12 protein-coding genes are annotated in these 13,586 nt (G+C 60.4%); 7 read left to right on the top strand and 5 right to left on the bottom strand.

What is annotated here, in order from left to right; all coding sequences use genetic code 11:
* Positions 1-429: 429 nt before the first annotated feature.
* The 3 genes from gyrB to dnaA all read right to left on the bottom strand — a co-directional run bounded on the left by gyrB (position 430) and on the right by dnaA (position 5,733).
* Positions 430-2,928, bottom strand: coding sequence for a DNA topoisomerase (ATP-hydrolyzing) subunit B (gyrB, locus tag ACQ4WO_RS25295; RefSeq protein WP_436483740.1), 2,499 nt, complete (start codon positions 2,926-2,928; stop codon positions 430-432).
* A 153-nt stretch (positions 2,929-3,081) separates the two neighbouring features.
* A complete protein-coding gene (gene dnaN / locus ACQ4WO_RS25290; protein ID WP_034754341.1) occupies positions 3,082-4,188 on the bottom strand; it encodes a DNA polymerase III subunit beta in 1,107 nt (368 codons plus the stop codon).
* 150 nt (positions 4,189-4,338) lie between these two features.
* Complete coding sequence (dnaA, locus tag ACQ4WO_RS25285) at positions 4,339-5,733, bottom strand: chromosomal replication initiator protein DnaA (protein WP_034754339.1); 1,395 nt, start codon at positions 5,731-5,733, stop codon at positions 4,339-4,341.
* 513 nt (positions 5,734-6,246) lie between these two features.
* Between dnaA and rpmH the strand changes: the two genes are divergently transcribed.
* From rpmH to ACQ4WO_RS25255, 6 genes are all read left to right on the top strand, one after another.
* Positions 6,247-6,381, top strand: a complete 135-nt coding sequence (gene rpmH / locus ACQ4WO_RS25280; RefSeq protein ID WP_010401996.1) for a 50S ribosomal protein L34 — start codon at positions 6,247-6,249, stop codon at positions 6,379-6,381.
* Between the two features lie 8 nt (positions 6,382-6,389).
* Positions 6,390-6,842 carry a ribonuclease P protein component gene (rnpA, locus tag ACQ4WO_RS25275; RefSeq protein WP_072457608.1) on the top strand — a complete coding sequence of 151 codons (453 nt, stop codon included), beginning with the start codon at positions 6,390-6,392 and terminating at the stop codon, positions 6,840-6,842.
* Positions 6,839-7,099 (top strand): membrane protein insertion efficiency factor YidD, encoded by a 261-nt coding sequence (gene yidD, locus ACQ4WO_RS25270; RefSeq protein WP_034754335.1) that lies wholly within the window; start codon positions 6,839-6,841, stop codon positions 7,097-7,099. The genes rnpA and yidD overlap by 4 nt, the downstream gene beginning before the upstream one ends.
* 11 nt (positions 7,100-7,110) lie before the next feature.
* Entirely contained in the window at positions 7,111-8,844 is a 1,734-nt protein-coding gene (gene yidC / locus ACQ4WO_RS25265) for a membrane protein insertase YidC (protein ID WP_436483739.1), read from the top strand.
* A gap of 185 nt (positions 8,845-9,029) precedes the next feature.
* A complete protein-coding gene (mnmE, locus tag ACQ4WO_RS25260; protein WP_166448506.1) occupies positions 9,030-10,409 on the top strand; it encodes a tRNA uridine-5-carboxymethylaminomethyl(34) synthesis GTPase MnmE in 1,380 nt (459 codons plus the stop codon).
* A 10-nt stretch (positions 10,410-10,419) separates the two neighbouring features.
* Entirely contained in the window at positions 10,420-10,719 is a 300-nt protein-coding gene (locus ACQ4WO_RS25255) for a hypothetical protein (protein ID WP_436483738.1), read from the top strand.
* A gap of 92 nt (positions 10,720-10,811) precedes the next feature.
* Here the strand turns inward: ACQ4WO_RS25255 and ACQ4WO_RS25250 are convergent, their stop codons facing one another.
* Positions 10,812-12,509: a M1 family metallopeptidase gene (locus ACQ4WO_RS25250; RefSeq protein WP_436483737.1), complete on the bottom strand. Its 1,698-nt coding sequence runs from the start codon at positions 12,507-12,509 to the stop codon at positions 10,812-10,814.
* Between the two features lie 179 nt (positions 12,510-12,688).
* Between ACQ4WO_RS25250 and ACQ4WO_RS25245 the strand changes: the two genes are divergently transcribed.
* The gene (locus ACQ4WO_RS25245; protein WP_128140534.1) at positions 12,689-12,886 is read left to right on the top strand and encodes a hypothetical protein; all 198 of its coding nucleotides are present in this window, start codon (positions 12,689-12,691) and stop codon (positions 12,884-12,886) included.
* Positions 12,887-12,889: 3 nt separating this feature from the next.
* Here ACQ4WO_RS25245 and ACQ4WO_RS25240 read toward each other — a convergent pair whose 3' ends face one another.
* Entirely contained in the window at positions 12,890-13,525 is a 636-nt protein-coding gene (locus ACQ4WO_RS25240) for an Hpt domain-containing protein (RefSeq protein ID WP_128140533.1), read from the bottom strand.
* Between the last annotated feature and the right edge of the window lie 61 nt (positions 13,526-13,586).

Here is a 13,586-nt window from a genome sequence, read left to right as displayed (position 1 = left end):
TCCATTCGTCCAGGCAGACAACACGCCTTGCGGCAGGGACGCCTCCCGGCAACGGCAGGCGGCATGGCGCGCGCACAAAATTAGTTGCGCTCAGGAACTAGTGTACTGGTTTCTTGAGGGGAGTGGGGATCGGGAAGAGGAAAGCGGCGGCCAGTGTCCTGCTGCCGCCACAGTGGCAGACGGCGGCGCAAGCACGTCGTTACAGCAATATTCTGAAGATATAGTTCGACCACGCACGTCAGTTAAATAAATGGCCGGGGTAGGAGGTATTCTTCCTAGCAGCGTTAAACTTTTTTCACTTACCTGTCACAGTTTTCACTTTCTGCGCACCTGAAAAATGCCAACATCGGTTGGCATTTTTTCATTTTATATGACACGGATTTTTCACTAACTTGGCACAGTTTTCACTTTCCGTGTCACCCGACAGGTTTACACGTCAATATTTCCCGCCCGCAGCGCATTATTCTCAATAAACGCCCTGCGCGGCTCCACATCATCTCCCATCAGCGTGGTGAAGATCTGATCCGCTGCAATCGCGTCTTCTATCTGTACCTTCAGCAGGCGGCGCACGGTTGGGTCCATCGTCGTTTCCCACAGCTGGTCCGGGTTCATTTCGCCCAGGCCTTTGTAGCGCTGTTTCGAGACGGTGCGTTCGGCTTCGTCGCGCAGCCATTGCATGGCTTGATGGAAGTCGACCACGGCGATTTCCTTCATGCGCTCGCCTTCGCCGCGGCGCACGAAAGCGCCTTCGCCGATCAGGCCTTCGAAGGTGGCGGCGCCGCTGCTCAGCACGGCGTAGTCCGGGCCTTGCACGAAGTCGGCGTCGATGGCGGTGACTTTGACGTTGCCGTGGTACATGCGCTCAATGTGCAGCTTGTGTTTTTCCGACAAATCGTCGGAACGCACATGCACGCGCACGGCGCTGTCGTTGATGGCCGTCTGCAGGGCCAGGGCGGAGGTTTCCGCCAGGTCCAGGGTCGACAGGTCCAGCTGCACGCCTGTCATGATGGCCGTCAGGGCGGCGCGGTCGATGACGCGCGTCAGACGTGTCATGATGGTGTTCGACAGGTTGAACTTGCGCACCAGTTCCGTCAAGGTCTCGCCGGAAATGCCTTCCGCGCCTTCGCGCGGCACCAGCACGGCCGTGTTCAGCGCCACGGTCATCATGTAGCTCGCTTCTTCGGCGTCATCTTTCAGATAGCGCTCGTCGCGGCCGGCCTTCACTTTGTACAGCGGCGGTTGCGCGATGTAGATGTGGCCGCGCTCGACCAGTTGCGGCATCTGGCGGTAGAACAGGGTCAGCAGCAGGGTACGGATGTGGGCGCCGTCGACGTCCGCATCGGTCATGATGATGATGCGGTGGTAGCGCAGTTTCTCGACGTTGAATTCGTCCGGTCCGATCGAGGTGCCGAGGGTCGCGATCAGGGTGGTGATCTGCTCCGACGACAGCATTTTCTCGAAACGGGCTTTTTCCACGTTCAGCACTTTACCGCGCAGCGGCAGAATCGCCTGGAACTTGCGGTCGCGTCCCTGTTTTGCCGAGCCACCTGCCGAGTCACCCTCGACGATGTACAGTTCGCACAGGGCGGGGTCTTTTTCCTGGCAGTCGGCCAGCTTGGCCGACAGGCCCAGGCCGTCCATGATGCCTTTGCGGCGGGTCAAATCGCGGGCCTTGCGGGCCGCTTCGCGCGCGCGTGCCGCTTCGACGATCTTGCCGCAAATGATCTTGGCGTCGTTCGGTTTTTCTTGCAGGTAATCGGCCAGGGTCTTGGCGACGATTTCTTCCACCGGGCCGCGCACTTCGCTCGATACCAGCTTGTCTTTCGTCTGCGACGAGAATTTCGGTTCCGGCACTTTTACCGACAGCACGCAGGTCAGGCCTTCGCGCATGTCGTCGCCGTTGATTTCCACTTTCGCCTTTTTGGCGAACTCGTGTTCATCGATGTATTTGTTGATCACGCGCGTCATCGCCGCGCGCAGGCCCGTCAAGTGGGTGCCGCCGTCGCGTTGCGGAATGTTGTTCGTGAAGCACAGCACCTGTTCATTGTAGGCATCGTTCCACTGCATCGACACGTCGACCGAGATGTTCGTGTTCTGGTCCGACATGCGCTCGCCCGTGGCCTGGAAAATGGTCGGGTGCAAGACCGATTTGGCCTTGTTGATGTATTCGACGAAGCCGCGCGTGCCGCCTTCGAAGGCGAAGACTTCTTCCTTGCCCGTGCGCTGGTCGGACAACTTGATGTTGACGCCATTGTTCAGGAAGGACAGTTCGCGGATGCGCTTGGCCAGGATTTCATAGTGGAATTCCACGTGCGTGAAAATCTCTTCGTCGGCCCAGAAATGCACGTCGGTGCCGCGCTTGTCCGTTTCGCCGATGACCTTGATCGGGGAGGTGGCGATGTCGCCGACCATGACGATCTGGCGGTCTTGCGGCACGCCGCGCACGAATTCCATGTGATGCACTTTGCCATCGCGGCGGATGGTCAGTTTCAGCAGTTTCGACAGGCCATTCACGCAGGACACGCCCACGCCATGCAAACCGCCCGAGACTTTGTACGAGTTCTGGTCGAACTTGCCGCCCGCGTGCAATTCGGTCATGACGATTTCCGCCGCCGAACGCTTCGGATCGTGCTTGTCGTCCATTTTCAGGCCGGTCGGCACGCCGCGGCCATTGTCGGTGATCGAGATCGAATTGTCGCTGTGGATGGTGACGTGGATTTCCGTGCAGTGGCCGGCCAGCGATTCATCGATGGAGTTGTCCAGCACTTCGAATACCAGATGGTGCAAGCCGGTGCCGTCCGAGGTGTCGCCAATGTACATGCCCGGGCGTTTGCGTACGGCTTCCAGGCCTTCCAGGATCTGGATGGAGGCGGCGCCGTATTCTTCCGTTTTGGCCTGGATCGGGGTGTCTTGTGGATTCTCGGACATGGACTGCTTTCTCAAATAACGATTGCTGATTGATTCGGGGCTGCTGGCTGATGACCGTAGGTCGGGTTAGCCGGAACGGCGTAACCCGACAGACGGCGATTCAGCATGTCGGATTACGCTGCGCTAATCCGACCTACGTCACTGCTGTGGTCTTTAGATGCGCATCGGCATGACGACATACTTGAAGTCGGCATTGTCGGGGATGGAGATCAGGGCGGACGAGTTCGAATCACCGAGCGCGATGTTGACGTATTCGCATTTCAGGTTGTTCAGCACGTCCAGCAGATACGTCACGTTGAAACCGATGTCGACGGAATCGCCGCCGTAGTCGATTTCCAGCTCTTCGACGGCTTCTTCCTGGTCCGCATTGGTCGAGCTGATCTTCATGCTGCCCGGGGTGATGATGCAGCGCACGCCCTTGAACTTGTCGCTGGTCATGATGGCGGCACGTTGCAGCGAGCGCAGCAGTTCATCGCGGCCGATGGTGAAGTCGTTTTTGTAGCCTTTTGGAATCACGCGCGTGTAGTCGGGGAACTTGCCTTCCACCAGCTTCGAGATCAGCTCGATGTCGGCAAAGGTCAGTTTCACCTGGTTGGCGGCGATGTCCAATTGCACCGGCTCATCGTTCTCTTCCAGCAGGCGCTGCAGTTCGATGATGGTCTTGCGCGGAATAATGACTTCCTGGCGCGCGAAGGTCTGCTCGGTGGCGACCTGGCAAAACGCCAGGCGGTGGCCGTCGGTGGCCACGGCGATGACATTATTGCCATCCAGAACCAGCAGCAAGCCGTTCAGGTAATAGCGGATGTCTTGCTGCGCCATCGAGAAATGCACCATGTTGAACAGGTGTTTCAGCGTTTTCTGGGGCAGGGTGACGGACGCGTTGTAGCTCTCCGCCTGTTGCACGGTCGGGAACTCTTCCGCCGCCAGGGTTTGCAGGGCGAAACGCGACTTGCCCGTTTGCACGGTCAGGCGCTTGTTCAGCAGGGTCATCGTGACGTCGCCCGATTCGGGCAGGGCGCGCAGGATGTCCAGCAGCTTGCGCGCGGCCACGGTGGTGCCGGTGACGTCCGCGCCGGAGCCGATTTCCGCGTGCGTGGTGATCTGCACTTCGGTGTCGGTCGACAGGAAGGAGACATTTTCACCGTCTTTGCGGATGAGGATATTGGCCAGAATCGGCATAGTGTGCCGACGCTCGACAATACCGCTCACGATCTGCAGTGGCCGGAGAAGGGTATCTCGGGTGGTTTTGACCAATTGCATATTTATCCTCAATGTATAGGTTGAACAGTACGACGTTTAACGTATTAATTTAACAATTGTTACCATAGGGAGCCCCGACAGACCGGCTGCGGTGCCCTCCCAGATGATAAGGGTAAAGCACGTTTTGAGCCAGTCTTGCTCAAGCGGCGCTTAGCCTTTTAATGTTTGCTCCAGCACATGCAATTCATGGTTGCATTCCGGATTTTTGGTGCGGTCCAGCGCGATCTTGCGCACGGCATGCAGCACCGTGGTGTGGTCGCGGCCGCCGAACAGCTCGCCGATCTCCGGCAAGCTCTTCTGTGTCAATTCCTTGGCCAGGTACATGGCGATCTGGCGCGGCCGGGCGATATTCGCGGGGCGACGCTTCGAATACATGTCGGCAACCTTGATATTGAAGAAGTCGGCCACCGTTTTCTGGATGTTTTCCACGGAAATCTGGCGGTTCTGCACCGACAGCAAGTCCTTCAGGGCTTCCTTGACGATATCGATGGTGATGTCTTTGCCATGGAAACGCGAGTACGCGAGGATCTTGCGCAGCGCGCCTTCGAGCTCGCGCACGTTCGAGCGCAAGTGCTTGGCGACAAAGAAGGCCACGTCGTCGGAGAAGGTCACGCCTTCCTGCTTGGCTTTTTTCAACAGAATCGCCACGCGCATTTCCAGTTCCGGCGGTTCGATGGCCACCGTCAGGCCCGAGTCGAAGCGCGAGATCAGGCGGTCGTCCATGCCCGTAATTTCCTTCGGATACGTATCCGAGGTAATGATGATCTGTTTCTTTGCGGCAATTAATGCCTCGAACGCATAGAAAAACTCTTCCTGCGTGCGGCTCTTGCCGCCAAAGAACTGAATATCATCGATCAGCAGCATGTCGAGCGAGTGATAATAGTGCTTGAAATCGTCGAAACCCTTGCGCTGGTAAGCGGTCACTACGTCGCGAACGTACTGTTCCGCGTGGATGTAGCGAATTTTTGCGCCCGGATTGTCGGCCATCACCTGGTTGCCGATCGCGTGGATCAAGTGGGTTTTACCGAGGCCGACGCCGCCGTAGAAGAACAGCGGGTTATAGGACACGCCCGGATTGTTCGCCACCTGGATGGCGGCGGCGCGCGCCAATTGGTTGGCCTTACCGGTCACAAAGCTGTCGAAGGTCAGATCGGTGTTGATGCGGCTCTGTTCGCGGCGCGGCGCCGCGCCGATGCTCAGTTCCGGCACGCTGGGCTGCGGCTCCGCGGCGCGCGCGCTGGGCGCGCCGCCATTCGGATCGCTGGCCGGGGTGCTGGCGGCAACGGGCTTCTTCGGCAAGGCCAGGCGCGGGTCGAGCACGAACTGCACTTCCGTCGGTGCTTCGAAGTACTGAATGGCCAGGGCAGTGATGCGGCTGGCGAACTGGGTCTTGACCCAATCGAGCTTGAAGCGATTGGGCGCAGCAATGCGCAGCTTGCCCTCTTCGTAATCGAGAGGGATAAGCGGTTTGATCCACGCACTGAATTGTTGCGGTGTCAGCTCCAGTTCCAACTGCGCGGAACAGGCCTGCCAGAAATTATCCATGTATGTCTATGTGAAAAGGTGTGGGAGGGCGTATCGATTCTGCCCTGCGTTCACCGTGTTGCAAGGCCGGCGTCGCGCGAGGGCTCGCCACACGTAACGCGCTATTCTACTCCCGACTGAGAAAGTTATCCACAGGCACGACGCTTATTTTTCTGTGGCGGGGTGGGGCGCCATGTGCATAAGAGGCGACTTATCCCCCGGTTATCCCGTCACAAGCAGTGCTGGCGCGGCCTGTGGCGGGGCCTTGCAAGCAGATGGGGGCCTGCGCGGAAATTTCCAGGCGATCACGGCAATCCTTGACAAGAGGGGGGCATATGCTGAATAATTCAGGGTTCCCCGCCCGTATTCCGTGTTTATTCATTTGGAACGACAATATGGACTAAGCGTGGATTAAGCGGGCGATGAGATTGGCCAGCTTGTGCCTTGGCATAAGTGCGCGATTGTCATTGGCACCAAAAACTGACGGGACGTCAGACCCGATTTTGCATTTTTTTTGTTTTTAGCGAGACCAACATGAAACGTACTTACCAACCTTCCGTCGTTCGCCGCAAGCGTACGCACGGCTTCCGCGCTCGTATGGCTACCCGTGGTGGCCGTGATGTGCTCAACGCACGTCGCGCAAAGGGCCGCAAACGTCTGGCCGTCTAGGCTTGTCGTTGACAGCTGATCGCGTGGCTAGCTGTACTCCAGTCGGCAATCAACGCGAAGGTTCACACGACTTCGCGCGCGTTCGGCGTATCGTTAAAACGGATGAATTTTCATCCGTTTTTCGTTTGCGCCCTTCGCAAAAAACAGCGCATTTTGTGCTGTACACCCGACACAATCAATTGCCGCATGCGCGGCTGGGCGTCGTTGTGGCGAAGCGTTTCGCGCCGCGCGCGGCGACCCGCAACACGATCAAGCGCGTCACGCGCGAGCTGTTTCGCAACAGCGCGATGCCGCCGGTCGACTGCGTGGTGCGTTTGTCGCGCGCCGTCAACAGCAAGGATGGCCCGGCCACCACGACCAAGCTCAAAGCCGAGCTGCGTGAAGAATTGAGCCGCCTGTTCGCGGCGCAAATCGCCGCCCAGGCCCGTTCTGTTGCTGCGCCACCACCATCCGCGCCATGAAAACCCTGCTGCTGTTCCTGCTGCGCGCTTATCAGTTGCTGATCAGCCCCATGCTGGGACAGAATTGCCGTTTCTATCCGAGCTGTTCGCATTACGCGATGGAAGCGCTGCGCGTGCACGGTACGGCCAAGGGCAGCCTGCTGGCTGCCAAGCGCCTGTGCCGTTGCCACCCCTGGAATGAAGGGGGCGTCGACCCGGTGCCGCCGGCCGACGGTAAACAATCTTCAACGACCGCTTGCGGTTGCAACCACTCCTGACAAATACCCTAATGGATATCAATAAACGTACCATCCTGTGGATCGTGTTTTCCGTCTCGCTGGTAATTCTCTGGAACGAATGGATGATCTCGAACGGCAAGCCGTCGATGTTCTCCGCGAACCCGGAACAAACCGCCAAGGCGCCTGTCACCCCGGCCAAGACGGACGCCCTGGCTGCCGCGGCTGCCGGCGCCGCCGCCGTGCCTGGCGAAGCGACCGATCCCGCCGCGTTCAAGCGCGAAGTGATTACCATCACCACCGACGTCATCAAGGTCGACATCGACACCCTGGGCGGCCAGGTCAAGCGTCTGGAATTGCTGAAGTTCAAGGGCGCGGGCAATCCGGGCTGGTTCGGCGGCTGCTTCGGCCTGTTCACATGGTGCCAGCCTGACGATGGCAAGCAAAACGAAGTGCTGTTCGACGAAGGCGCGAACCGCACCTATCTGGCGCAATCGGGCCTGGTCGGCGGTCCATTCCCCACCCATGCGAGCGGTTTCACCGTACAGCCTGGCGTGCGCACCCTCGGCGACGGCAAGCAAGTGCAACTGGTGATGGAAGCGGTCGAAGGCGGCGTCAAGCTGACCAAGACGTTTACCTTCAAGCGCGGCGACTACGTCATCGACGTGCGCCACGACGTGGCCAACATGGGCGCAGCCCCAGTCACGCCGCAGCTGTATCTGCAACTGACGCATGACGGCAACAAGCCGGTCGGCGACTCCTTCTTCAACAGCAGCTTCACGGGTCCAACCCTGTACACGCCGCAAGACAAGTACCAGAAGCTGACGTTCGAGAAAATCGAAAAAGCGGCCGTGGAAGACGAGAAGAAGGGCAACGACAACGCCATGAAGGGCCTGCATCCGGCCACGGCGAATGGCGGCTGGTTTGCGATTTCGCAGCACTTCTTCGTCTCGGCTTTCGTTCCGCCCGAGAACGCCAAGCGCGACATCTTCACGAAGAAGGTCGGCGCCAATTTGTACGCCATCGGCAACGTGCTGCCACTGCCTACCCTGGCGCCAGGCGCCGCGGCCAGCATGGACAGCAAGCTGTATTCGGGGCCGCAAATCGCCCACCTGCTCGAGCCGGTCTCGCCTGGCCTGGAACTGGTCAAGGATTACGGCTGGCTGACCATCATCGCCAAGCCGATGTTCTGGGTCATGGAACAGATCCACAGCGTGCTGGGCAACTGGGGCTGGACCATCATCGCCTTCACGATCCTGATCAAGCTGGCGTTCTTCCCGCTGTCGGCCGCCGGCTACCGCAGCATGGCCAAGATGAAACTGGTCACGCCGAAGATGCAGGCGATTCGCGAGCGCTACAAAGGCGATCCGCAAAAGATGAATCAGGCCACGATGGAGCTGTACAAGACGGAAAAGATCAATCCGCTGGGCGGCTGCCTGCCGATCCTGATCCAGATGCCCGTCTTTATCGCCCTGTACTGGGTGCTGAACGCGTCCGTGGAAATCCGCGGCGCGCCATGGATCGGCTGGATCACCGACCTGGCCCAGCATGACCCATGGTGCATCTTGCCAGTGCTGTACGCGATCTCGATGTACATCACGACCAAGCTGAACCCGGCTCCTGCCGATCCGATGCAAGCGAAGATGATGCTGTTCATGCCACTGGCATTCTCGGTGATGTTCTTCTTCTTCCCGTCGGGCTTGGTACTTTACTGGGTCGTCAACAACGTCCTGTCGATCGGCCAGCAATGGGTGATCACCAAGAAATACGCGCCTGCCGCCAAGTAATTCCGGCCAGCGAACAGAAAGCCCGCCTCGTGCGGGCTTTTTAATTCTTGTAGGTCGGATTAGCGTGGCAAGGCCACGCGTAATCCGATACTACCGCCAGCGTGTGCTGCGTCGGCTTACGCGCTGCGCGCTAAGCCGACCTACGTTGCTGCACCTTCCCTTGCCGTACCTATTACAATATCCCCATGAAACTCGACTCTTCCCCTATCGCCGCCATCGCCACCGCTCCCGGTCGCGGCGGCATCGGCGTGGTACGCGCCTCCGGCAAAAATCTCGCTCCTTTAATGACGGCCCTGTTCGGCGCGCAGCAACTGAAGCCACGCCACGCCACCTACCTGCCATTCACGGAAAGCGATGGCAGCATCATCGACCAGGGCATCGCCATCCACTTCAAGGGCCCGCATTCGTACACGGGCGAAGACGTGCTGGAATTGCAGGGCCACGGCGGCCCCATCGTGCTGCAGTTGCTGCTGGCGCGCGTGCTCGAAGCGGGCAAGGACAGCGGCTTACGCCTGGCCGAGCCGGGCGAATTCACGCGCCGCGCGTTCCTCAATGACAAGCTGGACCTGGCGCAAGCGGAAGCCGTGGCCGACCTGATCGACGCATCCACGGAAGCGGCGGCCAAGTCCGCTTCGCAATCGCTGTCGGGCGCGTTCTCGAATACGATACATGCGCTGGTGGAACAGGTGACGGGGCTGCGCATGCTGGTCGAGGCGACCCTGGATTTCCCGGAAGAGGAAATCGACTTCCTGGAAAAATCGAATGCGCGCGGTCAGTTGAAAGCCGTCATCGAAGCCTTGAATAAAGTGTTTGCCCAGGCGGCGCAGGGCGCGCTGCTGCGCGAAGGCCTGAACGTGGTGCTGGCCGGCCAGCCCAACGTCGGTAAATCGTCGCTGCTGAACGCGCTGGCGGGCGCCGACGTGGCCATCGTCACGCCGATCGCCGGCACCACGCGCGACAAGGTCAGCGAAACCATCCAGATCGAAGGCATTCCGCTCAACATCATCGACACGGCCGGCATCCGCAGCGCCGGCGACACCATCGACGCCGTCGAGCGCATCGGCATTGAGCGCACCTGGGGCGAAATTGGCAAGGCCGACGTGATCTTGCACCTGCTCGATGCCGACCACGGCCCGACACTGGCCGATGAAACCATCGTCGCCGCCTTCCCCGAAGGCGTGCCCGTGGTGCGCGTGTGGAACAAGATCGATCTGTCCGGCCACAAGCCCGGCGTCGACAGCATGCCGGACGCCACCCACGTGTATCTGTCGGCACACGAGCACATCGGCATCGACTTGCTGCGCGCCGAGCTTCTGCGCATCGCCGGCTGGCAGCAGACGGGCGAATCGCTGTACCTGGCGCGCGAACGCCATTTGATCGCCTTGAAATCGGCCGGCAAGCATCTGGATATCGCCGCCGCGCACGCGGCGCAGGACGACCAGTCGCTGGACCTGTTTGCGGAAGAGCTGCGCCTGGCGCAGGTGCAACTGTCGAGCATCACGGGCGAATTCTCGCCTGACGATCTGCTGGGCGTGATCTTCAGCCGTTTCTGCATCGGCAAATAAGGAGGTGGCGATGAAGCTTGTGCTCGCTTTCGTGTTCGGCTGCCTGCCCATGCTGGCTGGCGCGCAGGAAAAATTGCCGCAGGACGTGGCGCGCTTTGTCGAAAATGCCCAGATGTGCGAGCACTTTGCCGGCGAGTGGGATGAGAACGACAAGGCGCGCCAGCGCGAGATCATCGCTGCCGTGGACGATGCTTGCGGCCAAGCGCAGCGGCAGTGGAAACGGCTGTCCGCCAAGTATGCGGGACAGCCGGCGATCAAAAAAGTCATCGACGCGCATGCGAATGATGCGGTCAGGAGCTTTCGGAAATAAGTCCGAACGGTGAACAGGCCGGGGTCAGACCCTCAACACCGCCAACACAAAGGTCATCGCTAACGTGCGAGGGGGGCTGATCCCAGGGTTTGTTACCCCTTCTTCCCCTTCGCCTGCTCTTCCCTGAACTTCTGGAACGTCTCGATATGCTCGGCGCGGCGCAGCACGCGCGATTGCGGGTCGAGCGTGTACGTGGCGCCAGCCGGCAGGGGCAGTTCGCCAAAGCCCAGCGACATGGGAACGGTATGGATTTCTTTGCCGATACGTACTTCCACCGGCATCGGGAAGGCGATGTCGGCCGGCGTCTTCCATAGCAGGCGCAAGGTGTCGCCGTCGCGCACGGCGGACAGCTCGGGCAATGCCGCCTGGTACAGATAGACCTGGAAGAACCAGTCGTAATTGCTGCCCGTGACTTTGTTGACGATGGCCATGAATTCCGTCGTGCTGCCATAGCGCGGCTGGAACTGGCCCGGCTGCGGCTGTTCCGTGCCGTAGACGAGCAGGCGCACGGCGCGGAAGAAGGCGTCGTCGCCGATCAGGCCGCGCAAGGTGTGCAGCACCAGCGCTCCTTTCACATACAGGTCGCCTCCCGGGCCGCCCTTTTTCAGGTCGTAGACTTCTTCCTCGCTTTTCGGCTTGCCCGACACCAAGGGCGCCTTGTTGACGATGCCGGCGCGCATTTGCTGCAATGAAGCAAAATACTCTTGCTCGCCCCGCAGATATTGCATGTACAGCGGTTGCATATACGTGCCGAAGCCTTCGTGCAGCCACATGTCGTCCCAGTTGCTGTTGGTCAGCTGGTTGCCGAACCATTCATGGGCAAACTCATGCTGCAGCAATTCATCGTAGCCATAGCTGGTCTTGGCGAATTTGTTGCCATAGGCATTGATGGTCTGGTGTTCCATGCCCTTGTGCGGGGTTTCGGCGATGCCGACCTTTTCATCGCCAAACGGGTAGGGGCCGATGACGCTTTCAAAAAAGTTGAGCATGGGCGGCAATTCCGCGAACAGGGCGCCCGCCTTGGCCTCGCTTTCCGGCAGATACCAGAATTGCAGGGGGATGCGGTTGCCGTAGCGGCTCACATACTCGCTCTGCATGCTGCGGTAGGGCGCCACGTTGAGGGCGATGCCATAGGTGCTCGGATGCTTGGCGCGCCAGTGCCAGGTGCGCCAGCCGTCGGCCTCGTCCATGCCAAGCGCGATGCCGTTGCTTGCCGCGACCAGCGGCGCCGGTACCTGGATGTGCTGATCGATCAGCCGGGCCTTGCCCATCGGGTGGTCGATGCAGGGCCAGAACAGGTCGCAGCCCTCGCCTTGCACGGCGCTGGCGATCCATGGCGCGCCATCGGCCGTGCTCGACCACACCATGCCGCCATCCCACGGTGCTTTCACGGCGACGTGCGGCACGCCGTGGTAGACGACGCGGATGGTGGTGCGCGCGCCTGCCGCGAGTGTGGCAGGCAAGGTCATGCTCAGGCGGCCGTCCGGGTTGGCATAGTCTTGCGGCCGCAGCGCCTTGCCGTCGATTTCAATGGCATCGACGGGCAGGTTGCGGTCCAGGTCCAGCGCGAAACGCGAGATCGGCTGCATGGTCAGGAAGGTCAGGCGCGCATCGCCGGCAATGCTGCGGCGGGCCGGGTCGATGCGCAGGGTCAGGTCGGCCTGTTCGAACACCACCGCCAATTGTTCCGGCGTGCGTTCGGCGCCTGAATTGAGGGTGTAGGCGGTGGGCGCGCGCGTGGCGCAGGCGCTGAGCAGCAAGCAGGACAGCAGCAGGGGAATGTGTTTCATGGCGAGCGCGCAAGTGAACGAAACACTGATTGTAGTGTGAAGTGACAACGTTGTCGTTTGGAAATTTCAAGGTGCCGATGGGGCAAGCGTGGCCCCGGTTGAGAAATGTCATGGGCTTCAAACGACGCTGACGTAATCTTGCTGAGCGGCCTTGAAGTGCCGCTAGGAAAGGAAGCGCCATGGACAGCGAACAGCCGGAAGTCGTGGAATGCAGGGGAATGGTGGCGCCGCCATTGCCTTCCCTGCCGCAATTGATCGCAGCGCTACCGCCAAAAGGCGCATGCTGGTACTGCGACAAGCCGCTCGATGCCGTGCGCCGTTTCTGTTGCAAGAGTTGTTGCGTGGCGTATGCGGAAGAGGCGCAGTACAACAGCTGAGTGCTAGCGGCGCCGCAGCAGTGCCGCCAAGGCGCCTTCGAAATCGAACTCGTGCGCGGCGGCTGCCACTTCCTGGTAGACGTTGACGCCCAGGCTGGCCGCGAGCAGGCTGGCCGAGTTTTCCAGGATATCGATGGCCGCGCCGTCGCCTTCGCGCAGGTGGCTGGCCAGGCGTGCCAGCAGCAGCTGGATGGCGGGTGCGGCCGGGTCGGGCGCCACGTCCTGCGCCGCCGTATGGGCCGCTTCCGGCGTGCCCAGCATGCTGCTGACCGCGCCGAGCAATTGATCCTGCGCCAGTTCCAGCTGCAGCATCTGCTGGGCCAGGTCGGGCGCCTGCGCACGCAGTGCCGATTCCAGGGTTTCCGCCAGGCTGTGCACGTGGCGCGCGCCGATCATGCCGGCGGCGCCTTTCAGGGTATGCGCCTTCAGGCGCGCGGAAGCGTAGTTGCCCGTGTCGAATTCGGCGCGGATCTGGCACGGCGTGGTGCCGTGGTCGTGCAGGAAGCGGCGCAGGATTTTCAGGTACAGGATGCGGTCGCCCATGATGCGGCCCAGTCCGTTCTCGACATCGAGAATACGGACCATGTCGGATGCCGCAACGGCGGCGTCATCATCGCAAGTGGCGTGTGGTTTCAGCATGCTGTACAGAGCGCCCCAAAACTTCTCAATTGCCGTAAAGCAGGAACAGCTATTCTACATC

Origin of the sequence: Janthinobacterium aestuarii (genome assembly GCF_051380835.1) — a bacterium.
Lineage (GTDB): Bacteria > Pseudomonadota > Gammaproteobacteria > Burkholderiales > Burkholderiaceae_D > Janthinobacterium > Janthinobacterium aestuarii.
Note: the sequence above shows the minus strand (reverse complement) of the source record. Positions and strands in the feature narration are given on the sequence as shown.

Bases quoted from the DNA above. Each gene is read 5' to 3' on its own strand.
- gyrB (WP_436483740.1), bottom strand. From the start codon at position 2,928: ATGTCCGAGAATCCACAAGACACCCCGATCCAGGCCAAAACGGAAGAA.
- mnmE (WP_166448506.1), top strand. From the start codon at position 9,030: ATGAAACTCGACTCTTCCCCTATCGCCGCCATCGCCACCGCTCCCGGT.
- ACQ4WO_RS25240 (WP_128140533.1), bottom strand. From the start codon at position 13,525: ATGCTGAAACCACACGCCACTTGCGATGATGACGCCGCCGTTGCGGCA.
- dnaA (WP_034754339.1), bottom strand. From the start codon at position 5,733: ATGGATAATTTCTGGCAGGCCTGTTCCGCGCAGTTGGAACTGGAGCTG.
- dnaN (WP_034754341.1), bottom strand. From the start codon at position 4,188: ATGCAATTGGTCAAAACCACCCGAGATACCCTTCTCCGGCCACTGCAG.
- yidC (WP_436483739.1), top strand. From the start codon at position 7,111: ATGGATATCAATAAACGTACCATCCTGTGGATCGTGTTTTCCGTCTCG.
- ACQ4WO_RS25245 (WP_128140534.1), top strand. From the start codon at position 12,689: ATGGACAGCGAACAGCCGGAAGTCGTGGAATGCAGGGGAATGGTGGCG.
- ACQ4WO_RS25255 (WP_436483738.1), top strand. From the start codon at position 10,420: ATGAAGCTTGTGCTCGCTTTCGTGTTCGGCTGCCTGCCCATGCTGGCT.
- rpmH (WP_010401996.1), top strand. From the start codon at position 6,247: ATGAAACGTACTTACCAACCTTCCGTCGTTCGCCGCAAGCGTACGCAC.
- yidD (WP_034754335.1), top strand. From the start codon at position 6,839: ATGAAAACCCTGCTGCTGTTCCTGCTGCGCGCTTATCAGTTGCTGATC.
- ACQ4WO_RS25250 (WP_436483737.1), bottom strand. From the start codon at position 12,509: ATGAAACACATTCCCCTGCTGCTGTCCTGCTTGCTGCTCAGCGCCTGC.